Source organism: Bacteroides sp. AM10-21B, assembly GCF_003472565.1.
Taxonomy (GTDB): Bacteria; Bacteroidota; Bacteroidia; order Bacteroidales; family Bacteroidaceae; genus Bacteroides; species Bacteroides propionicigenes.
Genome location: NZ_QRME01000006.1, coordinates 105,485 through 130,063, shown reverse-complemented (window position 1 = coordinate 130,063; position 24,579 = coordinate 105,485). Strand labels below are relative to the sequence as shown.

Below are 24,579 nucleotides of genomic sequence, written 5' to 3'. Positions count from 1 at the left end.
TTGGTTGAGAATATAATAACAAAAATAAGAAGATTTTGTTAGAGCAACCCTAATAATCGCAAAATAGTTGGAGTTAACAGGGCCGTAAAAATTCCATTAAGTGTTAGTCCGAGACTGGCGAACGCACCGTATTTGCTGCTGACGTCCATTGCAGCTGATGTTCCGACTGCGTGTGCGGCCGCTCCCAAAGACAGCCCTTGTGCCATAGGGCTTCCTATGTGGGTAAGTTTCATTGTCTTAAAGCCGAGTATTCCGCCCAGCAGTCCTACGCAAACCACTACGGCGGCTGTTAGTGCGGGAATACCACCTATTGATTTCGTTACTTCCATGGCTATCGGGGTAGTGACGGATTTTGGAGCCAGTGAGTAAATAATCTCATCGGAAGCCCCCATTAGCTTTGCTATCAGGACTACGGAGATAACCCCTACAATACATCCTGCCAACTGTGAGAGCAAGATAGGCAGCAGTTGTTTTTTGATGGTTTCCAATTGCAGGTACAAGGGAACCCCCAGTGCAACTACTGCGGGCTTTAGCCAGAACTCAATCAGATGCCCGCCTTTGTTATAGGTTTCATAGCTGATATTTGTCATTTTCAGGAAGATGATGAGTATGGCAATGGTCAGTAGGATGGGGTTCAGCAGCATGATTCCTGTTTTCTTTTGAAGAATTTTGGCTAAGAAGAATATCCCGAAAGTGATAGCCAACAGGAAGAATTCATTTTCTAAAAAGTTCATTTGATTTTACGTGTTAATTGGTGAACCCAGCCGGTAACTACAAGTACTAACAGGGTACTGACTAATGAGGCGATAACAATAGGCCAGAATTCGGCGGCGATAATGTCGAAATAAAGCATAAGCGCCACACCGGGCGGGATAAAAAAGAATCCCAGATTGGCAACCAAAAAGTCGGACATACCTTGCACCCAGTGCAGTTTTATCCAACCTAACTTAAGGAAAAGGGTGAGCAGCAGCATACCGATGATGCTGGATGGAAGTTTGATACCCGTTAAGAATACAATCAATTCACCCAAAGCTAAACATCCGAAAAGGATGGCGCATTGACGGATCATAATACCTGATTATTAAATAATATCTACCTATTGAATATTCGAAAACGCTGCAAAGTTAGCTATTTGAAATGAGGAACTCTCTTGCAAATCATCTGTTAGTGTTAAATATTATAATAATTCTCGTTTGGTGTAGAAAAAGGCTCGAAATTGCAATGTGTATATTGCAAAATTGTGTACTTTTGCGGCGTGAATAACACGAACTACCGATTCTTATACACAATTAAAATATCATGCAAAGATTAATTAATGAAATTTTAGAGCGTGCGAAAGCCGATCGCCAACGCATTGTTCTTCCTGAAGGTACGGAAGAACGCACATTGAAAGCTGCCAATCAAATTTTGACAGATGGTATTGCAGACCTGATTCTGTTGGGTAATCCAACTGAAATTAACGCTTGCGCAACAGAGTGGGGACTTGGCAATATTTCCAAGGCTACTATTATTGATCCGGAGAACAACCCGAAGCAGGAAGAATATGCACAGTTGCTGTTCGAACTGCGTAAGAAGAAAGGCATGACTATTGAAGAAGCTCGCAAGTTGGCAACCAATCCGCTTTATTTAGGCTGTTTGATTATCAAGAACGGTGATGCGGACGGCCAGTTGGCAGGTGCTCGCAATACTACCGGCGATGTGCTTCGTCCGGCTTTGCAGATTATCAAGACTGCTCCCGGCATTACTTGTGTTTCCGGTGCGATGCTTTTGTTGACACACGCTCCCGAATATGGTAAGAATGGTATTTTGGTGATGGGTGACGTTGCCGTTACTCCGGTTCCCGATGCTTCTCAGTTGGCGCAAATAGCTGTTTGTACTGCACGTACCGCTAAGGCTGTTGCAGGTCTTGACCCGAAAGTGGCTTTGTTGAGCTTCTCTACAAAGGGTTCTGCAAAACATGAAGTGGTGGATAAAGTAGTAGACGCTTTGAAGATTGCTAAAGAAATGGCTCCTGATATTGCTATCGACGGTGAATTGCAGGCTGATGCTGCGTTGGTTCCCGAAGTTGGCGCCAGCAAAGCTCCGGGTTCAGCCATTGCAGGCAACGCAAATGTACTGGTTGTTCCGAGCCTTGAAGTAGGTAATATTTCGTATAAACTGGTACAACGTTTGGGACATGCCGATGCTGTCGGTCCGATTCTGCAAGGTATCGCCCGTCCTGTAAATGACTTGTCACGCGGTTGCTCCATCGAGGATGTTTATCGTATGATTGCAATTACTGCCAATCAGGCTATTGCCGCTAAACACGCTAAATAACTTTAAATCTGATATAATATGAAAGTCTTAGTATTGAACTGCGGTAGCTCGTCCATCAAATACAAATTGTTTGATATGGATCACAAAGAGGTTATCGCTCAAGGTGGTATTGAAAAAATCGGTCTGAAAGGCTCTTTCTTGAAACTGACTTTGCCTAATGGCGAGAAGAAGATTCTTGAAAAAGACATACCGGAACACACAGTGGGTGTAGAGTTTATTCTGAATACGTTGATTAGCCCCGAATATGGCGCCATCAAGTCTTTGGATGAAATCAATGCAGTAGGTCACCGTATGGTGCACGGTGGTGAGAAGTTCAGCGAATCTGTATTGCTGACTCAGGAAGTGCTGGATGCATTTACCGCTTGCAATGACTTGGCTCCGCTTCATAATCCTGCCAACTTAAAGGGTGTGAATGCCGTTTCGGCTATTCTGCCTAATGTTCCGCAGATTGGTGTGTTCGATACTGCTTTCCACCAGACAATGCCTGATTACGCATATATGTATGCCGTTCCTTACGAACTGTATGAGAAATATGGCGTTCGTCGTTATGGTTTCCACGGAACTTCTCACCGCTATGTATCAAAGCGTGTGTGCGAATTCTTGGGAGTGCAGCCGGAAGGAAAGAAAATCATCACTTGCCACATCGGTAACGGCGGTTCTATCTCAGCCATTAAGGATGGCAAATGTATAGATACCAGTATGGGTTTGACTCCGCTGGAAGGTTTGATGATGGGTACTCGCAGCGGTGACATTGATGCCGGAGCCGTTACTTTTATCATGGATAAGGAACATCTGGATGCAAACGGAGTGTCCAATCTGCTGAACAAGAAAAGCGGTGTTATGGGTATCTTCGGTGAGTCAAGTGATATGCGCGATTTGGAAAATGCCGTAGCAGCGGGCAATCCGAAAGCTATTCTTGCAGAGAAGATGTATTTCTACCGCATCAAGAAGTATGTAGGTGCTTATGCTGCCGCTTTGGGTGGCGTGGACATCATCGTATTTACAGGCGGTGTTGGCGAAAATCAATGCAACTGTCGTAGCGAAGTATGCGAAGGTCTCGAATTTATGGGTATCAAGATTGACTTGGAGAAGAACAATATTCGTGGCGAAGAAACTGTAATCTCTACGGAAGACTCTAAAGTGAAGGTGGTAGTAATCCCGACCGATGAGGAGTTGATGATTGCTTCGGATACAATGGCTATCTTGAAGAAATAACAATATTGTTACAAGAGTTTTAATAAAAATGCCGGAGACAGTTGAAGCTGTTTCCGGCATTTTCTTTTTAATAACATCGTCATATGCGAATGACTTAAAATTCTTATCTTTGCTTGTTCGTTGAGAGAAAGTACTGATAATATGATAATTTAAATAGTATAGATTTATGAAGCGATTAATGTATGTATTGCTCTTTGTACTGCTGGCAGGTGCATCCTATGCCCAGCGGGCAAAGTATGTATTCTATTTCATCGGTGATGGAATGGGTGTGAATCAGGTGAACGGGACAGAGATGTATCTGGCGGAACATGAGGGGCGTATCGGAGTAGAGCCGCTTTTATTTACCACATTCCCGGTTGGTACTATGGCTACCACATTTTCCGCCACCAATTCAGTGACCGATTCTTCAGCAGCCGGCACAGCTCTTGCCACCGGTGTAAAGACATATAATGGTGCTATCGGTATGGATGATGATAAAAACGTTCTTCAGACCGTTGCTGAAAAGGCGAAGAAAGCCGGTAAGAAAGTAGGTGTGGCTACCAGTGTCAGTGTAGACCATGCTACTCCGGCGGCATTTTATGCACATCAGCCGAATCGTAGTATGTACTATGAGATTGCGCTCGATCTTCCGAAATCCGGCTTTGACTTTTATGCGGGTGGCGGCTTCCTGAAGCCCACTACAACAGCAGATAAAAAGGAGGCTCCGAGTATTTTTCCGATTATAGAAAGAGCAGGTTATACCATTGCCAGGGGGGTGGATGAATATAAGGCTAAATTAGCAGATGCTAAGAAAATGGTGCTTATTCAGAAAGAAAATGCCGAATCTCCTGTTCTGCCCTATGCCATAGACCATAAAGAGGGAGACTTGACCCTGCCGGAGATAACGGAGAGTGCCATTTCTTTTTTGACGAAAGACAATAACAAAGGCTTTTTCCTTATGGTGGAAGGTGGCAAGATAGACTGGGCATGTCACAGCAATGACCCGGCTACTGTTTTCGAAGAAGTTATTGATATGGACAATGCGGTTAAGGTTGCTTATGAATTCTACAAAGAGCATCCGAAAGAAACTTTGATTGTTGTAACGGCCGACCACGAGACCGGTGGAATGAGTTTGGGAACCGGAAAATATGAAATGTTCTTAAAAGCTCTACTGCATCAGGAGCAATCCCAAGATCTTCTTTCCAAAGCGATTACTGACTTACGGAAAGAAAAGCCCGGTAAAACTTCTTGGGACGAAATCAAGGATTTGCTTGCCAATAAGATGGGCTTCTGGAAAGAATTGCCTTTAACTTGGGAACAGGAAAAGCTGCTTCGTGATGAATATGAAACGTCTTTCGTGAAAAATAAGGTGGTATTCGAAGAGAGTCTTTATTCCAAGACCGAACCTTTGGCTGCCGCTGCCAGAAAGGTGATGAGCCAGATAGCGATGGTGGGGTGGACCGGCTATAGCCACACTGCCGGATATGTCCCTGTTTTTGCAATAGGTGCAGGCTCCAATCTATTTGTCGGAAAGATGGACAATACCGAAATTCCGAAACGCATAGCGAAAGCTGCCGGATATAAATAAAGTGAAAAGAGATGTGTCAAAACAAAATAGCGTTTACTATTTTGTTTTGACACATCTCTTTTCACTTTATCTCTTTTTTGATGATTTCATCCATCTCTTCAATAAGTTTTTTCCGTTCTTTGGCGGATTTTACCTTTTTATCTTTGTAGCCGATACTTGTCCGTTCGGACACATCTTCACTCCATTCTTCAAACTCGTTTTTTGCCGGGCGGCCGTTCGGGTCTATATTCTCTTCGGCAATAGAATCGTTTCTGTAAATCATATCATCCATAATAATGCTGTTTTTAATGGTTATGATGATACTACAAGATTTCGGGCAAAAAGTTCCGGCTTTTCGTCCTTTTTCGTAATCATTTATAAGAATAAACGATTCTTGAAAGTTGTGCTAAATGGTTTATAGCTTGGTTTCTCCCTCGATGAACTCTTCCAAAAACAGGTTTTCGCCGTCAAATACGGCATATGAGAAGTAATTTATCCAGTCTCCGAGGATAAGGACGCGGGCAGTGGTGCTCAACATCAAATCCAGCTCGATGTGCCGGTGTCCGTAGATGAAGAAATTTATATTCGGGTGGCTTTTCAGGTAGTCTTTGGTGTACAGCACCAGATGTTCATTGTTTTCGCCCATGTAGTCTGGTTCTTTCCCGTCTATCCTCTTCAGGCGGCTGTGTTTGGCCCACGTCAGTCCGAGTTCTACGCTCCAGCGGGGATGAAGGGCGGAAAACAGGGTTTGGAGCGTACGGCTGTGAAACATGGTACGTAGTAGCTTGAATTTCTTGTCCGGGTCGCCCAGTCCGTCACCATGGGCAAGGTAGAACTCTTTGCCGTAGATTTCCGTAGTGAGAGGTTTGCGGTGGATGATGACTCCGCATTCTTTAGTCAGGTAGTCTCCGCACCAAATGTCGTGGTTGCCGGTGAAGAAGTGTACTTCCACGCCCATGTCCGTCAGTTCGGACAGCTTGCCGAGAAAGCGGGTGTAGCCCTTGGGCACAACCGTACGGAACTCGTACCAGAAGTCGAACATATCTCCCAGTAAATATACGGCGGATGCCTTATGTTTGATACTGTCCAGAAAGTTGACTAACCGTCGTTCTTGCGTCCGTCCATGTTCAATGGCACGTGAGCCCAGATGTGCGTCTGATAGGAAATATACGTTCTTCATAACCGGTTGATTGTTTAAAGAAATCCCAGTTCCAGTTTGGCTTCTTCACTCATCATATCCTTGTCCCATTCGGGCTCGAATACCAGATTGATGATGGCGGAACTTACTCCGTCTATCGATTCTATTTTCTGGCGGACATCTTCCATAATGAAGTCTGCGGCAGGGCAGTTGGGAGCTGTCAGGGTCATATCGATTGTGGCGTCGCCGTTGTCGGAAACATCTATCTTGTAGATTAGTCCCAAATCGTACACGTTTACCGGAATTTCCGGATCGAATACGGTTTTCAGCATGGCAACTATTTTCTCTTCTATTTCAAATTTGGTCATATACGTAAGGTTTGTTGGTTTAGCGAAGCAAATCTAAAGATTTTAATTGAAACTACAAAGAATGTGTGTACCACATTACAGTATGCCTTCATCATTAAAACTATAATATTTGCCGTCCGTGATTATAACATGGTCAATCAGGCGGATGTTCATGGTCAGTGCGCCTTTCTGTATGAGTTGCGTCAGTTGGCGGTCGTTCGTACTGGGGTGCGGGTTTCCGGAGGGGTGGTTGTGTATCAGTGCAATCTGTGTGGCGCGTTGCAGCAACGCTTCGCGCAGGATGCTTCTTACGTCGGCGCTGGTTTGGTCGATGCCGCCCCGGCTGATGCGTACTTTGTCTATGACGCGGGAGGCTTGGTTGAGGAGGAGCACCCAGAATTCTTCTATGGTGAGGTCGCACAGTAGCGGATGGAAAATTTCATATATGTCGTTGGACGAGCGTACGATGATACGTTCCGGATACTCTTGCCGCTTTCTGCGTTTCCCCAGTTCGAGGGCAGCCATGATGGCGATGCTTTTGGCAGGTCCGAGGCCTTTGAAACGGGAAAAGTCACGCACTTCCCATTTACCCAACTGGTTCAGGTCGTTGTTGCAGCAGGCAAGTGTCCGTTGCATCAGTGTCACGGCACTCTCTTCCGTGTTTCCGGAGCCTATCAGTATTGCCAGCAGTTCCGCGTCGCTTAGGGCTTCTGCGCCTTTCAGCATCATTTTCTCCCGCGGGCGGTCTTCTGCTGCCCACTGATTGATAGTCAATTTCTCCATTTTTTCTTTTGTTTGTCCCGCCAACTCCTGATCACTTATAAAAGTTCTTCTTGAAAGCCTCGAACTCATCTTTGCCAAGTATGCAGCGGTTCCACCAAGCACGCCAGAAACCTGTTCCGTATCCGATAAGCTGGATGAAGGATGCGGCAATGGAAAAGATGCCGATACGCAGGCTTTTGTTCTGAATGGCAGAGTCCGTGCAGACGAGCAGTGCATACAGCGCAATGGGAAGCAGGCTGTACGGGCAGAAAGGTGCGCCTGCCAATAGCATAGCTACTCCTACTGTGAATACGGCAGGCAGCAGATGCACTATCTTCAAGGATTCGGGATATTTCTTGTAGAGGTTGATGCGGGCGATGCCGGAGTTGTGTACTTGCTTGAAGAATTTCTTCAGGTCCGTCCGCCGCTTGTGATATACCCATGCCTCGGGAAACAGCCTGCATCTATATCCGTCTTTGAAGATGCGGATGCTGAAATCAATATCCTCCCCAAAACGCATCCGTGAAAAACCGCCAAGCGTTTCGTAAACCTCACGGCGTACGCCCATATTGAAGCTCCGCGGGTAGAATTTGTCCATTTTCTTTTTTCCGCCACGGATGCCGCCGGTGGTGAAGAAGGAAGTCATGGAGTAGTTGATGGCTTTCTGTATGTCGGTGAAAGATGCGTGTGCCCGGTCCGGTCCGCCAAAGGCGTCGGCAGGAGTTTTTTGCAACTCCTCTTCCACTGCTGCAAAATAGCTTCCAGGAAGAATGCAGTCGGAGTCCAGTATGATGAGGTATTCCCCCCGGCTGCGTTCGGCACCGTAGTTGCGTGTCTGCCCCGGTCCGGAGTTGGGCTTTGTATAATAATGTATGTCCAGACTGTTCCGGTACTTGTCGGTGATGTCTTTGCAAGGAACTGAGGAACCGTCTTCTACAACGATGACTTCAAAGTCCTTGAAGCTCTGCCGGGTGAGGCTCTGTAAAAGCTCGTCCACTTCGTCGGGACGGTTGTACACGGGGATGATAACGGAGTATCGCATATCTGTTCTTTTAGTTCGTTTCCTATGACAAAGATACAGCTATTTATGCAATATGGCTTTAATTCGGGATATTTCTGTTTCGGTTGCTATGAAAAACTTACGGGTTGTACAACCGGTCATGTATGAGTTGTACAACTTGTTATGCTCCAGTTGTACAACCGGCAATTCTTTCGTAGTGAAGAGAAAAAAGGGAGGGCGTATGGGAATAAAAAAAGGGTATCAAAGTTGTTTGATACCCTCTCCGTATGTTTTGAAGAATAACTTTCTTATGCTTTTACGCGGCCTACGTAAGAACCGTCACGAGTGTCGATTTCGATAGTCTCGCCTTCATTGATGAATAACGGTACACGTACTGTTGCGCCCGATTCCACAGTTGCAGGCTTCAGTGTGTTGGTAGCTGTATCGCCTTTCAGTCCCGGTTCGGTGTACGTAATCTTCTGTTGAACTTTCACAGGTACGTCAGCGTACAGAACTGTTTCGGTAGAAGCGTCGGATACTACGTCCACAACCATTCCTTCCAACAGGAAGTCCACGCCGTTAATCAAGTCGTGTGCGATAGGAATTTGGTCGAAAGTTTCCTGGTTCATAAACTGGTAGTTGTCACCATCGTGATAGAGGTATTGGTGAGGACGACGTTCTACGCGTACGTCTTCCAGTTTTTCACCGATGTTGAAGCGACGTTCAAGAACATAGCCGTTGACTACATCTTTCAGCTTGGTACGCATGAAAGTATTACCTTTTCCCGGTTTTACATGCAGGAAGTCAATGCAGAAATACAGCTTGCCGTCCATGCGGATGCAAGTTCCGATTTTAATGTCTTGGGCATTAATCATAATCTTTATAGTCTTTATTATTATTATGTTATTAAGATGTTTCCCTTGATTTGCGAGTGCAAAAGTAATGGAAATCGGTAAAAAACACAAAAAGTTTTGAGATAAAATGAGTTATCTCTTGGTTATTTTAGAAAAAGTCTCTATTTTTGCAGCCCGATTACGTAGAATAATAACATAAAACAAGATACAGTAATGAAAAGAACATTTCAACCTTCTAACAGAAAGAGAAAAAACAAACACGGATTCCGTGAGAGAATGGCTACAGCTAATGGTCGTAGAGTATTAGCCGCACGTCGTGCCAAAGGCAGAAAGAAACTGACTGTTTCTGACGAATACAACGGAGTGAAAGCATAAGTCATTCCTTGATTAATAGAAAAAAGAAAGCCGCAAAGTACTGGTGACAGTGTTTTGCGGCTTTTCTTTTGTGAAACTTTCAAGAAAACATCATTGCAATGCGCCTAAATTACATTATCTTTGTCCCCAAATTGTAGTGATTATGACTATAAAGGAATTTTTTTCTTTTCGGCAGAACAAATACTTTTGGATAAACATCATGGCAATGATTGTTGTGGTGGCGTTGTTGCTGTTCGGAACATTAAAAGGAATAGATATATATACTCACCACGGCGAGGCTGTGGTAGTACCTGATGTGAAAGGCATGACCGTGGGCGAGGCCGGAACGGTGTTTGGAAACAGGGGACTTGCCTGTGTTGTTTCCGATTCTGCGTATGTCAAAGACAAACCCGCGGGCTGTATCTTGGACTATAACCCGGCTGCCGGACAAAAAGTGAAGGAAGGCCGTATCATTTATCTGACAATCAATGCCATTAATATACCTTTGCAAGTAGTTCCCGATGTGGCGGATAACAGTTCGCTGCGTCAGGCGGAAGCGCGTATCTTGGCTTCCGGCTTTAAATTGAATGATATTGAATATGTGGCGGGCGAAAAGGACTGGGTGTACGGCGTGAAGTATCAGGGACGTATGCTTGCCATCGGTGAAAAAGTACCTATGGGCGCAACGCTGACCTTGATGGCGGGTAATGGCAGCAAAGAACTGCTGGAAGGCGATTCTTTGTCAGTGAATGAAGGAACGGAGACTCAGGAGCCTGTCAGTTCCGAAAATTCTGCGGCTGATGAGTCTTGGTTTTGATATGGAGTGTAGGTGTACGGGAATGAAGGTGTCTTTAATTATTAAAAAGGACAAACGATGATCGAAGAGTTACCGGACGACATAGAGAATGATGTACTGGACGATATAGAACCCGTTGGTGATGAGTCGCAGCTTTATGAACACTTCCGCGTGGTGGTGGACAAAGGGCAGGAAATGATGCGTGTGGACAAATATCTGTTTGATCGTCTGACCAATGCCTCGCGTAACCGTATACAGAAGGCTGCCGATGCCGGATTTGTAATGGCCAATGACAAGCCGGTCAAAAGCAGCTACAAAGTGAAGCCTCTGGATGTGATAACGGTCATGATGGACCGCCCCCGCTATGAAAATGAGGTTATCCCCGAAGATATTCCCCTTGATATCGTGTATGAAGACAAGTACCTGATGGTTGTCAACAAACCGGCAGGGCTGGTGGTGCACCCCGGACACGGGAACTATCACGGCACGCTTGTCAATGCCATCGCCTGGCATATGAAAGATATTCCCGATTATGATGCCAACGACCCTCATGTGGGGCTTGTGCACCGTATCGACAAAGATACATCCGGCTTGCTGGTGATTGCCAAGACACCGGACGCCAAGACCAATCTCGGTCTTCAATTTTTCAATAAGACTACCAAACGCCGTTACCGCGCCCTCGTCTGGGGAAATGTAGAACAAGACGAAGGTACAATTGTCGGTAACGTGGGCCGTAATCCTAAAGACCGTATGCAAATGACCGTTCTTCCCGATGACCAGGGCAAGTATGCCGTTACTCATTATCGGGTACTGGAACGTCTGGGTTATGTGACGCTTGTGGAATGTGTTCTCGAAACGGGCCGTACCCACCAAATCCGTGTGCACATGAAGCACATCGGGCATATCCTCTTTAATGATGAGCGCTATGGAGGCCATGAGATTCTGAAAGGAACTCATTTTACCAAATACAAACAGTTTGTAAACAATTGCTTTGATACTTGTCCGCGGCAGGCGCTGCACGCCATGACGCTGGGGTTCGTACATCCCGTAACCGGAAAAGAGATGTACTTCACCTCGGAGCTACCGGACGATATGAGTCGGCTGATTGACAGGTGGAGAGGCTATATTAGTAATAGAGATTTAGAATGAAACGCACAATTGCTATTGTATGCGGAGGTGATACTTCTGAGTTTGAGGTTTCCCTGCGCAGTGCACAAGGAATCTACTCCTTCATCGACAAGGAGAGATACACATTATATATTGTAGAGATGCATGGGCTGGATTGGCACGTGCAGCTTCCTGACGGAACGAAAGCTCCGGTGGACCGTAATGATTTCAGTTTCAGGCTGAATGGCGGGAAGGTGGTGTTTGACTTCGCATATATCACCATTCACGGAACTCCGGGGGAGGACGGACGTTTGCAGGGGTATTTCGATATGCTCCATATTCCTTATTCCTGTTGCGGAGTGCTTGCGGCTGCGCTGACTTATGATAAGTTCGCCTGCAACCAATATCTGAAAACATTCGGTGTGCGTATTGCCGATTCTCTGTTGCTTCGCCAAGGACAGTCTGTTTCCAATGAAGATGTGATTGAAAAGATTGGCTTGCCCTGCTTTATCAAGCCCAGCCTGGGCGGTTCCAGTTTCGGTGTGACAAAGGTCAAGACGAAGGAACAGATACAACCTGCCATTATGAAAGCATTTGAAGAAGCCCGGGAAGTACTGGTGGAGGCTTTCATGGAAGGTACGGAAATTACCTGCGGATGTTACAAAACCAAAGAAAAGTCAGTGGTATTTCCTATTACGGAAGTTGTGTCGCATAATGAATATTTTGACTATAAAGCCAAGTATGACGGCGAGTCGGATGAAATAACTCCGGCGCGTATCTCCGACGGAGTGCGTGATCGTGTGCAAAAACTTACTTCCGCCATTTATGACATCCTCGGTGCCTCCGGAATTATCCGCGTGGATTATATCATCACCGAAGGAGAGAAGATAAATCTGCTGGAGGTAAATACCACGCCGGGTATGACTGCTACCAGTTTCATTCCGCAGCAGGTACGCGCAGCGAACTTGGATATTAAAGATGTAATGACAGATATAATAGAAAACCAATTTTAGATATTAACTATTAGGTATCAACCGACTATTAGATGCCCGTTTATTAGTCTTGAAACCAAATGCTTATTGTTTAAAATTTAAAATTGCATATCATGGAATTTGAAGAAATCCGCCCTTATCATGACGAAGAACTACCTCAGATTTTTGAGGAATTAATTGCTGACCCGGCATTCCAACAAGTGGCTTGCGCCGTTATGCCGGGTGTTCCTTTTGAGGCTATCGCGCAGAAGATGCGTGCAAGCAAGACCAAGCAGGAGTTCCAGGAAAACCTTTGCTACGGCATCTTGCATAAATTGGCCAAAGATACTACAGACGGACTGATACTGGAAAGTATGGCTGTGTTGAACAAACAGTCTGCCTATACCTATGTTTCCAATCACAGGGATATTATTCTCGACTCCGGTTTCTTGTCTGTTCTTCTGGTGGAACAGGGGCTGGATACTGTGGAAATCGCTATCGGTGACAATCTGTTGATTTACCCTTGGATTAAGAAATTGGTCCGTATCAATAAATGTTTCACCGTACAGCGTGCGCTTACCATGCGCCAGATGTTGGAGTCGTCCATTCGTATGTCGCGCTATATGCATTACACCATTGCGGAAAAGAAGCAATCCATTTGGATTGCCCAACGTGAGGGACGCGCCAAAGACTCCAATGACATTACGCAGGACAGCGTTCTGAAGATGCTGGCAATGGGTGGAGACGGAGATATCATTAGCAATCTTCAGGAATTGAATATCGTTCCGCTTTCCATTTCGTACGAGTATGACCCTTGCGACTATCTGAAAGCGCAGGAGTTCCAGTTGAAACGTGATATACCTGACTTTAAGAAAACTACGGATGATGATCTGCTGAATATGCAGACCGGACTTTTGGGATATAAAGGCCGTGTATGCTTCCGTATGGCATCTTGTATTAATGAAGATTTGGGCGAATTAGATAGGACATTGCCTAAACCTGAGTTGTTCGTAGCTATATCCGCTTTGATTGACAAGCGTATTCATGCCAACTATCGTATTTTTGCCAATAACTATGTGGCTCATGACCTGTTATACAATGAGGAAGAGTTTGTAGAGCACTATACGGCAGAGGACAAGAAACGTTTTACGAGTTATATTGACGGTCAGCTGGAGCGTGTTGCCATTCCTAACAAGGACGTGGATTTCTTGCGCGAGAAGTTGTTGCTGATGTACGCCAATCCGTTGACAAACTATCTGGCTGCAACCAAATAGACTTTGCCGGTTTGCAGTAGTGAGGAATCATAATTGTGTGGAGCAAGTGAGTATGAAGAAGTACTGCCGTGGACTGTTTGTAGTCGTTATGTCTTGCCTGTTGTCGTCTTGCGGTGACGATGACTATCATTATCCTTCCGTGAAGCAGGATTTTCTGACTGTGTTTTCCAATGCGGAAGGGCGGCTGGAGTCGGCTTTGGCTGATGGGGGCGAGGCTTTCCGGATTGTTGAGAATCTGTCGGGCTTGCAGCAGGTGAATGCGGATACTGCCATCCGAGTGGTAGCCAATTATGAAACGATGGTGACTGACAACGAAGTTGCGGATGTAAAATTGTATGCTTTATTACAGACAATATCTCCGGTTCCTCTGGCTGCCGATGAATTTAAGGAGGGTGTGAAAACAGAACCTTCGGAAATGCAAAGTGTTTGGTTGGGGCATGATTTTCTGAATGTTATTGTGAAGGTGAAGCAACAAGGAAAGCATCTGTTTCACTTTGTGGAGGAGGGGGGGTCTGTGGATGAAAGTAGCGGGCGTGCCAAAGTGCGGCTGACTTTGTATCACGATGTGACCGGTACCGTACTGGATTATGGTAAACGCGCTTATTTGTCTGTTCCTTTAAAACAATATATGACTGAAGGTGTGCGGGGTGTGGATGTCTGTTTTAGGATTTATACTTACTCCGACTGTTTTAAAACTTATATTTTGGATGCAACGGGACTTCATGTGGAGGAGGATTGATTTTATACATTATAATATATAATATGCAAAACAGGTGTCATAAAAATCTTATGGCACCTGTTCTTTTTTGCTTAGATATTGTTGTGATGGACTGCATCGGCAATGGTAAGTTCGATACCCATTTCTTCGATACGTAAAGCTGTGGAAGGAGGTATCCGGGAGTCGGTGATAATATGGTCGATGTCTTCCATATCGGCAATTTTGCTGAAACCGCGCCGTCCGAATTTGGAAGAGTCCGCCAGTACGATTGTTTTTTGCGCCGTCTGCATCATAACGCGGTTGAGGCTCGCTTCCATCATGTTGGTGGTGGTGATGCCGAAATCAAGGTCAATACCGTCTACGCCAATGAATAACTTGCTGCATGAAAAGTCCGCCAGAATGTTTTCTGCGTATTTCCCTACCACAGAGAGACTGCTGTGCCGCAACACTCCTCCAAGCTGAATGATATATATGTTTTTCTCGCACGCCAGAATATTAGAGACTTCCATGGAGGCGGTGATAACCGTTAGCTCATCTACCGGAACTATGCAGCGAGCCAATGCGTGCATAGTAGTGCCCGATGCTATTAATATAGAATCTTTAGGGGTGATGAGGCTGGCGGCTTTCATCCCTATGATGCGTTTTTCTTCGACATATAGCTTCTCTTTCTCGCTGACATTCCGATTGTCGATATAGGGATCTATCAAGATTGCTTTGCCGTGATTACGATACAGTTTCTTTTCTCTTTCGAGATCGGTTAAATCCTTTCGTATCGTAACTGACGAAACGTTGAGATGCGTAGCTAAATCTGTTACTAACATAGAATTGTGTTGCATCAGTAACTCTAAGATGATGGACTGTCTCTCTTCTTTTGTCATAATAAGCTTGGAAATTGTATTTAATGCGCTAATATACTTGAAAAAAATAGCATAGAAAAACTCTAAATGCTAAGAAATGGTAAAACAATCTGCCGAAAGCATCCCCTTGTGAAACGTAAGCATTCTAAGGGCTTTTTCCATGCAAAACTTCCCGTTTACATTTTTTTTTCTGCTTTTCAGTGAAAAAATAAGGAAAATGTTTCGCTATTATAAAAATAGAACTTATATTTGTTGCGAAATGAAACCTAAGCTGTTTTGGTAAGAAAGTGTAGATGTTACTTGATATACATTTTAAAACTAACGGCGTTAACTAATATTATAGAAACATGGTACTTAATGACGGAATTAACGAATTTGACATCATTATTGTTGGTGGAGGTGCGACCGGAGCAGGTACAGCAAGGGATTGTTCTTTGCGTGGTATGCGTGTTTTACTTGTAGAACGTTTTGATTTTGCTGCCGGCGCCACCGGACGAAACCATGGATTGCTTCATAGCGGAGCCCGTTATGCGGTGACTGATAGAGAATCGGCTGCCGAATGTATCAAAGAGAATATGATTCTTCGAAAGATAGCGCGCCATTGCGTAGAAGAAAACGGTGGTTTGTTTATTTCCCTTCCGGAAGATGACCTTTCGTATCAAAACTTATTTGTAGAATCGTGCCGAGCTGCGGGCATCAATGCAGAAGTGATTGACCCGGCGGAAGCAAGGTTGATAGAACCTTCTGTAAATCCTTTAATAACAGGTGCGGTGAAAGTTCCTGACGGTTCGATAGACCCTTTCAGGCTGACTCTGGCTAATGTTATTGATGCTAAGGCTCATGGAGCGAAAGTGCTGGTTTACCATGAGGTGACGGCGCTGATTCAAGATCAGGGAAATGTTGTTGGAGTTACTGTATTCGATCATAAAACAAAAACCGAACATAATTATTACGCACCTCTGACTATTAATGCGGGAGGTATTTGGGGACATGGCATTGCTGCAAAAGCAGGCGTAAGGGTGGATATGTTCCCAGCAAAAGGCTCATTGTTGATTTTTGGGCATCGAATCAACAATGTTGTGCTTAACCGTTGTCGCAAGCCTGCCAATGCGGATATTCTTGTTCCCGGAGATACAATCTGTCTGATTGGAACAACGTCAAGCCGTGTGGGCTTTGATGAAGTGGATGATGTACGGGTTACATCGGAAGAGGTTGATTTGTTGTTGTCGGAAGGTGAGAAGTTGGCTCCCGCTCTGGCTACAACCCGTATCTTGCGTGCATATGCCGGCGTTCGTCCGCTGGTGGCGGCAGATAACGACCCTTCCGGCCGTAACATTAGCCGGGGTATCGTGTTGCTGGACCATGAGGTGCGTGATGGTGTGGCGGGTTTTGTTACTATCACCGGTGGAAAGTTAATGACTTACCGGCTGATGGCGGAATGGGCTACAGATTTGGCGTGCAAGAAACTTGGTATAGACAAACCTTGTACTACAATGAACGAGCCTCTTCCCGGTTCGCGTCTGGAAGAGGGACAGGGCAATGGCAAGCAAGTGGTGACGGAGCATCCCAAGCGGTCTTCGGTAGGACGTCATGGTGAGATGGCTGCCAAGATTGCATCGGAAAGCAAGTATGACAACAGTTTGGTGTGTGAGTGTGAAGATGTAACGGTGGGTGAAGTGAACTATGCGGTGAATGAGCTGGATGTGCATAATCTGATAGACTTGCGACGCCGTACGCGTGTAGGTATGGGTACATGCCAGGGAGAACTCTGTGCTTGCCGTGCGGCAGGATTACTTGGTGAGGCGCATAACTGTTCGCAAAAGGCAAAGGCTGATTTGGCTTCGTTCCTGAATGAACGCTGGAAGGGACTGTATCCCGTGGCATGGGGTGAGGCATTGCGCGAAAGCGAATATACCCAGTGGATATATAGTGGAGTTTGTGGAATGGAATAAAATGAATAGAGATGAAATTTGATACTTTAATAATAGGTGGGGGACTTGCCGGTTTGACGTGCGGAATCCGTTTGCAGAAGAACGGTATGAAATGCGCTATCGTTTCCACCGGACAAAGTGCATTGCATTTTTCTTCCGGTTCATTCGATTTGCTTAATGAACTTTCCGACGGGACAAAGGTGGATAATCCTGTGGCTGCTGTTGAAAAGATCAACATGAACCATCCTTATGCAAAGTTAGGCAGTAAGTTCGCTTATTACGCAGGTGAAGCAAAACAACTGTTCGCGGATTGTGCTATTGAAGTGAATGGTGATGCTGCACATAACCATCTGCGCATAACCCCGATGGGTACGTTGAAGCCTACTTGGCTTACCTTCTCTGATTTTACACCGCTTTCATCGGCAAGTGACATGGTCGGCAAGAAAATCCTGATAGTCAATATGGCGGGATTCCTTGATTTCAATACAAAATTTGTGGCCGACAGCTTTGAGAAGTATGGCACCGAGTGCCGGATTTCTTCTGTCAACCTCCCTGAACTGGAAAGGTTGCGGATTAGTCCGACGGAGATGCGCTCTACTAATATTGCCAGAGTATTGGATAACGAAAAGACTCTTGAGGCCCTGATTAAGGAACTGACCGGGCAAATATCCGGTTTCGATATCGTTGTTTTGCCGGCTGTGTTCGGATTGTCGTCTGCAGAACCGGTAAGGAAGTTGAAGGGGGCATTGGATATTCCGGTATGGCTGATTCCTACGATGCCGCCGTCTGTTCCCGGCATCCGTGCGCAGCAACAGCTCCGCCGTTCTTTTGAAGAATTGGGAGGTGTCTATATGTTGGGTGATACAGTGGTGAAAGCCGACTTCAAAGATAACAAAGTGCAGGCTGTGTACTCTGTCAATCATGGAGATATTTCTTTTGTGGCGGAAAACTTTATCCTCGCTTCGGGCAGCTATTTCAGCAATGGTTTGGTGGCGCAACAGGACAGTGTTGTTGAGCCGGTTTTCGGCAGTGATGTTGATTTTACTCCCGGGCGTGACGGTTGGTATGACAAATCTTTCTTCAATAAACAGAACTATATGACATTCGGTGTAGCTACCAATGACAAGTTGCAGGTGAAGATTAAGAGTGAAATACAACAGAATCTGTATGCTGTTGGATCGGTTCTAGGCGGTTCCAATACAATACATGAAGGTTGTGGCGCAGGTATTTCTATGCTTACGGCATTATATGTAGCGGATAACTTAATAAATGGATGATGTCATGAATATGCAGCAGAATAATATAAGCGAGAATAATTTTGAGCAATGTATCAAGTGTACGGTTTGTACAGTATATTGTCCGGTTATTCCGGTGAATCCTAAATATCCCGGTCCTAAACAGGCAGGTCCGGACGAGGAACGCCTTCGTCTGAAAAGAGGTGAATACTTTGATGAGGCGCTGAAGTATTGTTTGAATTGCAAACGTTGTGAGGTGGCTTGTCCGTCGAATGTGAAGATTGGTGACATTATCCAACTGGCACGTATCAAATATAGCAAGAAGAAACCGGCATTGCGTGATATTATGCTTGCCAATACGGATTTTGTAGGTACTATGGCATCTGCTTTGGCTCCTGTAGTGAACACTACGCTGTCTTTGAAACCGGTGAAAATGGTAATGGACGGAGTGCTGAAAATAGATCACCATCGTGTTTTTCCGAAATATTCTTCCCAAACGTTTGAGAGTTGGTTCAAAAAGAATGCAATGGTTTCGCAGGAGAACTACAAGAAGCATGTAAGTTTCTTCCATGGCTGTTACATCAATTATAACTTCCCTCAGTTGGGTAAGGATATGGTGAGTGTACTTAATGCGATAGGCTACGGGGTACATTTGCTTGAAAAAGAGAAGTGCTGCGGAGTGGCTTTGATTTCTAACGGCTTGATAAACCAAGCGCGCAAACAGGCTGAAGAAAACCTTCGCTCTGTCCGTAAGTCGATTTTTGCGGACAAGCGTCCGGTTATCGGAGCCTCGTCTACTTGTATCTTTACCATGCGTGATGAATATCCTCATCTGCTTGGGATTGATAATGCGGATGTACGTGACAGTATAGAATTGGCTACCCGTTTCATATTCCGTTTGCTTGAAGAGGGAAATGTGAAACTGAAGTTCCGTGACGATGTGAAGATGAAGATAGCCTATCACACACCTTGTCATATGGAGAAGCTGGGTTGGGCATATTATTCCATCGCTTTGTTGCGCAGTATTCCTAACGTGAATCTCACCGTACTTAACTCTCAATGTTGCGGAATTGCAGGTACGTACGGTTTTAAAAAGGAAAATTACGAAACATCACAGGGAATAGGCGCTTCATTGTTCCGTCAGATTGAAGAAGTGGCGGCCGACTTTGTCGCTACAGATTGCGAAACTTGTAAATGGCAGATTGAAATGTCCACTTCGGCAAAGGTAAAACATCCTATATCGGTACTTGCAGAAGCGTTGGACTTGGAGGCAACCGGGAAGTTAAATAGTAACAAATAATATTACTCTTAAAATCTTAGTACTATGTGGAATTTTTTAGCACCACCTGCCCATAGGCAGGAACTGCCGGCAGAGAAGATTGACTCTACGTATAAGAGTTATCGTTGGCAAGTTTTCTTAGGTATCTTTATCGGTTACGCAGGTTTTTATATCGTGCGTAAGAACTTCTCAATGGCTATTCCGGAGCTTGCCCAGTTTGGCTTTGAAAAAGGAGAGTTAAGTATCGTCCTTTCTATGAACGCTGTGGCTTATGCTCTGTCCAAGTTCTTAATGGGAAGTGTGTCCGACCGTAGTAATGCACGCGTGTTCCTTCCATTGGGTTTAGTTTTGGCTGCTGTTTCCATGATGTTTATGATTGTGCCGGTACAGTTCTTCGGTCCGGAACAGAAATCATTGGCTATCATCGTAATGGCTGCCCTGAACTTCCTTGTGGGTTGGTTTAACGGTATGGGTTGGCCTCCTTGCGGACGTGTCATGACCCACTGGTTCTCTGTGACCGAGCGCGGCACAATGATGTCCATCTGGAACTGTGCCCATAATGTGGGCGGTGCATTGGTAGGTCCGATGGCTGTTTATGGTGCACTGTGGTTCGGCTCTTGGTTCTATGGCGCTGATGCATCCCGTTACTTCCTTATCGGTACGTATGTGTTTCCGGCAGCAGTGGCTATCCTTGTGGCATTGGTGGCATATTGCCTGATTCGCGATACTCCACAATCCTGCGGTCTTCCCACTATTGAGAAATACCGTAATGACTATCCTAAGAATTATAGTGAAAAGCAGGAAGAAGTGCTTACGGCAAAAGAAATTTTCTTTAAGCATGTGTTCAATAATAAGATGCTTTGGTACATCGCTATTGCCAACGCATTTGTGTACATGGTACGTTACGGATGTCTGGACTGGGCTCCTACTTTCCTGAAGGAAGCGCAGGGATATGACATCAAGCAAGCCGGTTGGGCATACTTTGCTTATGAGTTTGCGGCAATACCCGGAACATTGGTTTGCGGCTGGCTCAGTGATAAAGTTTTTAAGGGCGGACGTGCAATGACCACTATCATCTTTATGGCTATTGTTGCACTGTTCATTTTCCTCTATTGGCAATATTCCGATAATTATGTTGTTGTAACCTTGTCTCTGATAGCTATCGGTTTCTTTATCTATGGACCGGTAATGCTGATTGGTGTCCAAGCGCTTGACCTTGCTCCCAAGAATGCCGCAGGTACGGCTGCCGGACTTACCGGTTTCTTCGGATATTTCTTCGGGACAGCTATCCTTGCCAACGTGGTTCTCGGTTATGTAGCTGAGATGGCAGGTTGGGACTGGACTTTCATACTGTTGCTTATAGCGTGCGCCTTGTCCATCTTGCTGATGTCTTTCACTTATAAAGACGAAAAGGCATTACTTGCAGAAAGAAATAAAAAATAATCTTTTTAAGATAATATAGAATGATTTTAAACCAGTATTTACCTTAAAAATTAAACTATGTTGAAGAATCCAATCAAATTAAGTGCAACCTTGTTAGGTATGGCATTAGTAGCTTTCACTTCCTGTGAAGACCAAGATTTTACAGATGTGAATAATGATGCAACACGTGTTGAAGTAAACACAATCTCTCCAGAAATGGCGAAAGTGCGCGACTATGTACCCGATTATGCCGTAATGGCGCATCGCGGTTCTACCTTCTGGGCTCCGGAAGAAACAGAATCTGCATGGCGTTGGGCACGCGAAATGGGTGTAGACTATCTGGAATCGGATTTGCAATGTACAAAGGATGGTGTTATCCTTGCCAATCACGATGATAACTTGAAACGTACCACTAATATTGAGAATGTATATAGTGAGTTAGTACCGGCTACTCGTAAGGCTTTCTATATGCGTCATGGAGTGAGTGAGGCAGATGCTGAGAAGCTTGTTGCGGCTGATAAAGCCAGTTTCCGTCCTTACTATGCAATGTCCTATATGTACGAAGAATTACTGGCGCTTGATGCCGGTAGTTGGTTCAACGAAACAAGTATTGAACAAGCTCGTGAGGAGTTTTCAGAACAACATCAGTATGTATCAGCTCTGGAAGACCAGATTCGTTACGCTGAAGGTAAAATGTTGAAACGTGATAGTAACGGTGAACGCGTATATACTGTTACCGGTACATGGAATCCTGATAAACCTCGTGATTGCCTGACATATAAATTCGAGTATGTGGACGACCCGCAGGATACCGGTCATCGTCCGGGTGTTTACATTGAGTTCAAGGAGTCTTGGCTGAATCCTTCGGATTTTGAGAAACGTGTTTATGATAAACTTGATGAACTTGGCTGGAACATTATCACTAAACCTTGTGACGGAGAACCTTTCTACAAGAATAATAAAGTAAATGTAGGTAACACTAACGGTAAAGTTATCCTTCAAACATTCTCTCTTGAAAGTCTTCGTCGTACTGCAGAAGAATTCAAGGGTAAAATTCCTATGTGTTTCTTGTTGTGGGAAGGCAATGGGGCTACCGACTTGAAGTATGACACTCCTCAGGGTTATGCCTCTTTCATTAATCTCGGTTTGGAATATAAGGCTCATATCATTGGTCCTTGTATTGCAGGTGCTCCTAATAATTATCCGGAAATGAATGCTCCATGGCAGGCTTATCTTATTAAGAAATCCGGTATGCTCAATCATCCGTACTCATTCGACTCTTATGCGCAAATGGGAAAATACTTCGGTCAATACAACTGGGGAAATACTGTACAATATGATGAAGTGCTACATGGTATTTATGGTGACGGTTTGTTTACTAACCGCTCAGAAATGAGTCTGAAGTACTTAATTGACAATGGTCTACGTAAGGCTCCGGCACCTCAGGAAGTTCCTGATGCAGTTAAAACGCTTGAAAGACTTGGTTACTAATTAATTTATTAACACTAATACAGATTATATTATATGAAAAAGTATATTTTAATGCCGGTATTGGCTGCATTGTCACTGTCAGGATCGGTAGTCCAAGCTCAGGACTTTGATAATAAGCCGGTTGTTAATGTTAGCAACGCCAAGGAAAATTTGAACTTTACGATTGGTGCACGTTTTATGATGGACGGTGCATACTATCACTCTGATTTTACTCCTGTTAAATCGGGAGCTGCCATCACTGATGCCCGTATTCGTACTTCAATGAGTTATGAAGATTGGTATTTCTATGCAGATTTTGACTTCTCTAAAGGTAAATTCTCACAGAAGAACATATTCCTGCAATACTCGCTGGAAGGTGCAAAAGGTACCCATCGCTTCAAAGCCGGTTACTACAATAATCCGGCATCAATGGCAAACAATACCAGCCGTGGAAGTTTGCACTTTATTTCCCGTTCGGCTGCAGCCAATGCTTTCTCACCCTCTCGCGAACTCGGTTTGAGTTATATTTTCTACAATGATCATTTCTTTGCTAATCAAGGTGTGTTTGCCGAAAATAAGTACAATGACCAGCCGTCAGGTTATCAAGGAATGTCATTCGGTGGCCGTTGGTTATGGCGTCCTATCAATAATGAAGACAGGACATTCCATGTAGGAGCCGCTTTCCGTTATGCTAATATTGCTACCGGTACAGTAGAAAATAATGTGTTGAAAACAGAGTTGAATATTGGTTCTTCCTTGGAGACTTATGTAGACCCTACTCAAGACTTCTTGTCTGCTAAATTGCCATGGGCGAAAAATGTGTTTGATGTTGGCGCTGAGTTCTTGTACAAAACAGATAACTTCTTTACTCGCGGTGAGTATATGTACAAGCATGTTACTAAAGACCGCGATGATCAGGCTTTGTTTGAGGCCAATTTGGGATCTATCGATTCTTGGGGAACGCTTGAATCATGGCAGAAGGGTAACCCGCTTGGCGAAAACTCTTTCCATGGCGCTTATATTGAGGCAGGTTACAAAATCTTCGGCGATCCGTATCAATACAGCAATTCGGACGGTTTGTTGAAAGGCTTGAACGGCAGAGCACTTGAAGTAGTTGCCCGTTATAGCTATACAGGTCTGAATGACCTCGTTGATGGTGAAAAGTATGTTCCCGGACGTGACCAATACTATCCTAACGGTATATTGGCAGACTATCCTGCAACATCATTAAGCATCGGCGGCGGTAATATGCATTCGGCTACTTTGGGCGTAAACTACTCTTTCAACAAGTTTGCTCAGGTAATGTTGAGTTACACATACAATCGTCTTGACCGTGATAAATTCCAGTACGATAAGAATTTCCACGTGCTTCAAGCTCGTTTGATGTTCCAATTCTGATTGTGTGCATTTGTTTATAATAATGGTTAGTGAGCCTCTGTGGCAGAGGTAACAAAAGAAGAGAGGATGCTGCTTATTGCATCCTCTCTTTTGTTGTACAGTAAAGTCTCTTTGATATTTCTAGATATATATAGTGCCGCAAAAACGAAAAAGTTATAACTTTGGTACATATTCAATTCTGACTAAAATGAGTAAATTAATGAAAGCATTCTTTGCAGGTATTTGCTTGCTTTTCTCCGCGTTTGTTTCCTGCCAGCAAAAAGGGGGAGACTTCAAATCAATTTCAACCGATGAATTTGCAATATTGATAGCCGACCCTGAAATTCAACGGTTGGATGTACGTACGGTTGCCGAATATTCGGAAGAACATATTCCGGGCAGTATCAATGTCAATGTCTTGGACGAACAGTTTGCTGCCATTGCCGATTCGACGCTTCAGAGGGACAAACCGGTAGCTCTTTATTGCCGGAGCGGAAAACGCAGCAAGAAAGCCGCAGATATCCTGAGCCGGAAAGGATATACGGTTTATGAGCTTGATAAAGGCTTCAACGGTTGGAAAGAAGCCGGGAAGGAAACGGAGAAATAATTA

At 44.7% G+C, this 24,579-nt stretch carries 25 protein-coding genes; 16 read left to right on the top strand and 9 right to left on the bottom strand.

The genetic code is table 11. The features are described from left to right. Positions 1–38 precede the first annotated feature (38 nt). Both DW121_RS09480 and DW121_RS09475 read right to left on the bottom strand, forming a co-directional pair. Complete coding sequence (locus DW121_RS09480; RefSeq protein WP_118323643.1) at positions 39–734, bottom strand: LrgB family protein; 696 nt, start codon at positions 732–734, stop codon at positions 39–41. Beyond that, on the bottom strand, positions 731–1,069 hold the full coding sequence (locus tag DW121_RS09475) for a CidA/LrgA family protein (protein WP_009121833.1): 339 nt from the start codon (positions 1,067–1,069) through the stop codon (positions 731–733). The genes DW121_RS09480 and DW121_RS09475 overlap by 4 nt, the downstream gene beginning before the upstream one ends. A 230-nt stretch (positions 1,070–1,299) precedes the next feature. Here DW121_RS09475 and pta point away from each other — a divergent pair, with 230 nt between their 5' ends. The 3 genes from pta (at position 1,300) to DW121_RS09460 (ending at position 5,098) form a co-directional block, all read left to right on the top strand. Further along, complete coding sequence (gene pta, locus DW121_RS09470) at positions 1,300–2,316, top strand: phosphate acetyltransferase (RefSeq protein WP_117711605.1); 1,017 nt, start codon at positions 1,300–1,302, stop codon at positions 2,314–2,316. 18 nt (positions 2,317–2,334) lie between these two features. Then, the gene (locus DW121_RS09465; protein ID WP_117711604.1) at positions 2,335–3,531 is read left to right on the top strand and encodes an acetate kinase; all 1,197 of its coding nucleotides are present in this window, start codon (positions 2,335–2,337) and stop codon (positions 3,529–3,531) included. Between the two features lie 166 nt (positions 3,532–3,697). After that, on the top strand, positions 3,698–5,098 hold the full coding sequence (locus tag DW121_RS09460) for an alkaline phosphatase (RefSeq protein ID WP_118323642.1): 1,401 nt from the start codon (positions 3,698–3,700) through the stop codon (positions 5,096–5,098). A 61-nt stretch (positions 5,099–5,159) separates the two neighbouring features. Here DW121_RS09460 and DW121_RS09455 read toward each other — a convergent pair whose 3' ends face one another. From DW121_RS09455 to efp, 6 genes are all read right to left on the bottom strand, one after another. Continuing rightward, entirely contained in the window at positions 5,160–5,369 is a 210-nt protein-coding gene (locus tag DW121_RS09455) for a hypothetical protein (protein ID WP_117711602.1), read from the bottom strand. Between the two features lie 123 nt (positions 5,370–5,492). Then, complete coding sequence (locus DW121_RS09450; RefSeq protein WP_118323641.1) at positions 5,493–6,257, bottom strand: UDP-2,3-diacylglucosamine diphosphatase; 765 nt, start codon at positions 6,255–6,257, stop codon at positions 5,493–5,495. A 14-nt stretch (positions 6,258–6,271) separates the two neighbouring features. Next, on the bottom strand, positions 6,272–6,583 hold the full coding sequence (locus DW121_RS09445; protein ID WP_118323640.1) for a metal-sulfur cluster assembly factor: 312 nt from the start codon (positions 6,581–6,583) through the stop codon (positions 6,272–6,274). Positions 6,584–6,658: 75 nt separating this feature from the next. Continuing rightward, positions 6,659–7,345, bottom strand: a complete 687-nt coding sequence (radC, locus tag DW121_RS09440) for a RadC family protein (protein WP_118323700.1) — start codon at positions 7,343–7,345, stop codon at positions 6,659–6,661. 31 nt (positions 7,346–7,376) lie between these two features. Next, entirely contained in the window at positions 7,377–8,366 is a 990-nt protein-coding gene (locus DW121_RS09435; protein ID WP_118323639.1) for a glycosyltransferase, read from the bottom strand. A gap of 266 nt (positions 8,367–8,632) precedes the next feature. Further along, complete coding sequence (gene efp / locus DW121_RS09430; protein ID WP_117711598.1) at positions 8,633–9,199, bottom strand: elongation factor P; 567 nt, start codon at positions 9,197–9,199, stop codon at positions 8,633–8,635. A gap of 192 nt (positions 9,200–9,391) precedes the next feature. Here efp and rpmH point away from each other — a divergent pair, with 192 nt between their 5' ends. The 6 genes from rpmH (at position 9,392) to DW121_RS09400 (ending at position 14,419) form a co-directional block, all read left to right on the top strand. Further along, positions 9,392–9,553, top strand: a complete 162-nt coding sequence (gene rpmH / locus DW121_RS09425) for a 50S ribosomal protein L34 (RefSeq protein WP_004292199.1) — start codon at positions 9,392–9,394, stop codon at positions 9,551–9,553. A gap of 142 nt (positions 9,554–9,695) precedes the next feature. Continuing rightward, the gene (locus tag DW121_RS09420; RefSeq protein ID WP_117711597.1) at positions 9,696–10,349 is read left to right on the top strand and encodes a PASTA domain-containing protein; all 654 of its coding nucleotides are present in this window, start codon (positions 9,696–9,698) and stop codon (positions 10,347–10,349) included. Between the two features lie 57 nt (positions 10,350–10,406). Then, on the top strand, positions 10,407–11,477 hold the full coding sequence (locus tag DW121_RS09415) for an RluA family pseudouridine synthase (RefSeq protein ID WP_117711596.1): 1,071 nt from the start codon (positions 10,407–10,409) through the stop codon (positions 11,475–11,477). After that, positions 11,474–12,448 (top strand): D-alanine--D-alanine ligase, encoded by a 975-nt coding sequence (locus DW121_RS09410; RefSeq protein WP_117711595.1) that lies wholly within the window; start codon positions 11,474–11,476, stop codon positions 12,446–12,448. The genes DW121_RS09415 and DW121_RS09410 overlap by 4 nt, the downstream gene beginning before the upstream one ends. Positions 12,449–12,540: 92 nt before the next feature. Beyond that, positions 12,541–13,680: a 1-acyl-sn-glycerol-3-phosphate acyltransferase gene (locus DW121_RS09405; protein WP_117711594.1), complete on the top strand. Its 1,140-nt coding sequence runs from the start codon at positions 12,541–12,543 to the stop codon at positions 13,678–13,680. A gap of 52 nt (positions 13,681–13,732) precedes the next feature. Beyond that, on the top strand, positions 13,733–14,419 hold the full coding sequence (locus tag DW121_RS09400; protein WP_118323699.1) for a hypothetical protein: 687 nt from the start codon (positions 13,733–13,735) through the stop codon (positions 14,417–14,419). 71 nt (positions 14,420–14,490) lie between these two features. Here DW121_RS09400 and DW121_RS09395 read toward each other — a convergent pair whose 3' ends face one another. Continuing rightward, complete coding sequence (locus DW121_RS09395) at positions 14,491–15,276, bottom strand: DeoR/GlpR family DNA-binding transcription regulator (protein WP_117711593.1); 786 nt, start codon at positions 15,274–15,276, stop codon at positions 14,491–14,493. Between the two features lie 326 nt (positions 15,277–15,602). On the opposite strand from DW121_RS09395, the gene glpA reads away from it, so the two are divergent. The 7 genes from glpA (at position 15,603) to DW121_RS09360 (ending at position 24,576) form a co-directional block, all read left to right on the top strand. Continuing rightward, positions 15,603–17,207 (top strand): anaerobic glycerol-3-phosphate dehydrogenase subunit A, encoded by a 1,605-nt coding sequence (glpA, locus tag DW121_RS09390; RefSeq protein WP_117711592.1) that lies wholly within the window; start codon positions 15,603–15,605, stop codon positions 17,205–17,207. 11 nt (positions 17,208–17,218) lie between these two features. Continuing rightward, positions 17,219–18,463 carry a glycerol-3-phosphate dehydrogenase subunit GlpB gene (glpB, locus tag DW121_RS09385; RefSeq protein WP_118323638.1) on the top strand — a complete coding sequence of 415 codons (1,245 nt, stop codon included), beginning with the start codon at positions 17,219–17,221 and terminating at the stop codon, positions 18,461–18,463. Positions 18,464–18,467: 4 nt separating this feature from the next. Next, positions 18,468–19,721: an anaerobic glycerol-3-phosphate dehydrogenase subunit GlpC gene (glpC, locus tag DW121_RS09380; RefSeq protein ID WP_118323698.1), complete on the top strand. Its 1,254-nt coding sequence runs from the start codon at positions 18,468–18,470 to the stop codon at positions 19,719–19,721. A 24-nt stretch (positions 19,722–19,745) separates the two neighbouring features. Continuing rightward, complete coding sequence (pgtP, locus tag DW121_RS09375) at positions 19,746–21,143, top strand: phosphoglycerate transporter protein PgtP (protein ID WP_117711590.1); 1,398 nt, start codon at positions 19,746–19,748, stop codon at positions 21,141–21,143. Between the two features lie 57 nt (positions 21,144–21,200). After that, positions 21,201–22,613, top strand: coding sequence for a glycerophosphodiester phosphodiesterase family protein (locus tag DW121_RS09370; RefSeq protein WP_117711589.1), 1,413 nt, complete (start codon positions 21,201–21,203; stop codon positions 22,611–22,613). Positions 22,614–22,646: 33 nt separating this feature from the next. Beyond that, the gene (locus DW121_RS09365) at positions 22,647–23,990 is read left to right on the top strand and encodes a porin (RefSeq protein ID WP_117711588.1); all 1,344 of its coding nucleotides are present in this window, start codon (positions 22,647–22,649) and stop codon (positions 23,988–23,990) included. Between the two features lie 199 nt (positions 23,991–24,189). Further along, positions 24,190–24,576: a rhodanese-like domain-containing protein gene (locus DW121_RS09360; RefSeq protein WP_118323637.1), complete on the top strand. Its 387-nt coding sequence runs from the start codon at positions 24,190–24,192 to the stop codon at positions 24,574–24,576. Positions 24,577–24,579: the final 3 nt, after the last annotated feature.

Coding starts and splice junctions, on each gene's coding strand:
- efp (WP_117711598.1), bottom strand. CDS start 9,199: ATGATTAATGCCCAAGACATTAAAATCGGAACTTGCATCCGCATGGAC.
- DW121_RS09460 (WP_118323642.1), top strand. CDS start 3,698: ATGAAGCGATTAATGTATGTATTGCTCTTTGTACTGCTGGCAGGTGCA.
- DW121_RS09370 (WP_117711589.1), top strand. CDS start 21,201: ATGTTGAAGAATCCAATCAAATTAAGTGCAACCTTGTTAGGTATGGCA.
- DW121_RS09415 (WP_117711596.1), top strand. CDS start 10,407: ATGATCGAAGAGTTACCGGACGACATAGAGAATGATGTACTGGACGAT.
- DW121_RS09445 (WP_118323640.1), bottom strand. CDS start 6,583: ATGACCAAATTTGAAATAGAAGAGAAAATAGTTGCCATGCTGAAAACC.
- DW121_RS09395 (WP_117711593.1), bottom strand. CDS start 15,276: ATGACAAAAGAAGAGAGACAGTCCATCATCTTAGAGTTACTGATGCAA.
- DW121_RS09455 (WP_117711602.1), bottom strand. CDS start 5,369: ATGGATGATATGATTTACAGAAACGATTCTATTGCCGAAGAGAATATA.
- rpmH (WP_004292199.1), top strand. CDS start 9,392: ATGAAAAGAACATTTCAACCTTCTAACAGAAAGAGAAAAAACAAACAC.
- DW121_RS09480 (WP_118323643.1), bottom strand. CDS start 734: ATGAACTTTTTAGAAAATGAATTCTTCCTGTTGGCTATCACTTTCGGG.
- DW121_RS09400 (WP_118323699.1), top strand. CDS start 13,733: ATGAAGAAGTACTGCCGTGGACTGTTTGTAGTCGTTATGTCTTGCCTG.
- DW121_RS09465 (WP_117711604.1), top strand. CDS start 2,335: ATGAAAGTCTTAGTATTGAACTGCGGTAGCTCGTCCATCAAATACAAA.
- DW121_RS09475 (WP_009121833.1), bottom strand. CDS start 1,069: ATGATCCGTCAATGCGCCATCCTTTTCGGATGTTTAGCTTTGGGTGAA.
- glpB (WP_118323638.1), top strand. CDS start 17,219: ATGAAATTTGATACTTTAATAATAGGTGGGGGACTTGCCGGTTTGACG.
- glpA (WP_117711592.1), top strand. CDS start 15,603: ATGGTACTTAATGACGGAATTAACGAATTTGACATCATTATTGTTGGT.
- DW121_RS09405 (WP_117711594.1), top strand. CDS start 12,541: ATGGAATTTGAAGAAATCCGCCCTTATCATGACGAAGAACTACCTCAG.
- DW121_RS09450 (WP_118323641.1), bottom strand. CDS start 6,257: ATGAAGAACGTATATTTCCTATCAGACGCACATCTGGGCTCACGTGCC.
- glpC (WP_118323698.1), top strand. CDS start 18,468: ATGAATATGCAGCAGAATAATATAAGCGAGAATAATTTTGAGCAATGT.
- pgtP (WP_117711590.1), top strand. CDS start 19,746: ATGTGGAATTTTTTAGCACCACCTGCCCATAGGCAGGAACTGCCGGCA.
- DW121_RS09360 (WP_118323637.1), top strand. CDS start 24,190: ATGAAAGCATTCTTTGCAGGTATTTGCTTGCTTTTCTCCGCGTTTGTT.
- DW121_RS09410 (WP_117711595.1), top strand. CDS start 11,474: ATGAAACGCACAATTGCTATTGTATGCGGAGGTGATACTTCTGAGTTT.
- radC (WP_118323700.1), bottom strand. CDS start 7,345: ATGGAGAAATTGACTATCAATCAGTGGGCAGCAGAAGACCGCCCGCGG.
- pta (WP_117711605.1), top strand. CDS start 1,300: ATGCAAAGATTAATTAATGAAATTTTAGAGCGTGCGAAAGCCGATCGC.
- DW121_RS09420 (WP_117711597.1), top strand. CDS start 9,696: ATGACTATAAAGGAATTTTTTTCTTTTCGGCAGAACAAATACTTTTGG.
- DW121_RS09365 (WP_117711588.1), top strand. CDS start 22,647: ATGAAAAAGTATATTTTAATGCCGGTATTGGCTGCATTGTCACTGTCA.
- DW121_RS09435 (WP_118323639.1), bottom strand. CDS start 8,366: ATGCGATACTCCGTTATCATCCCCGTGTACAACCGTCCCGACGAAGTG.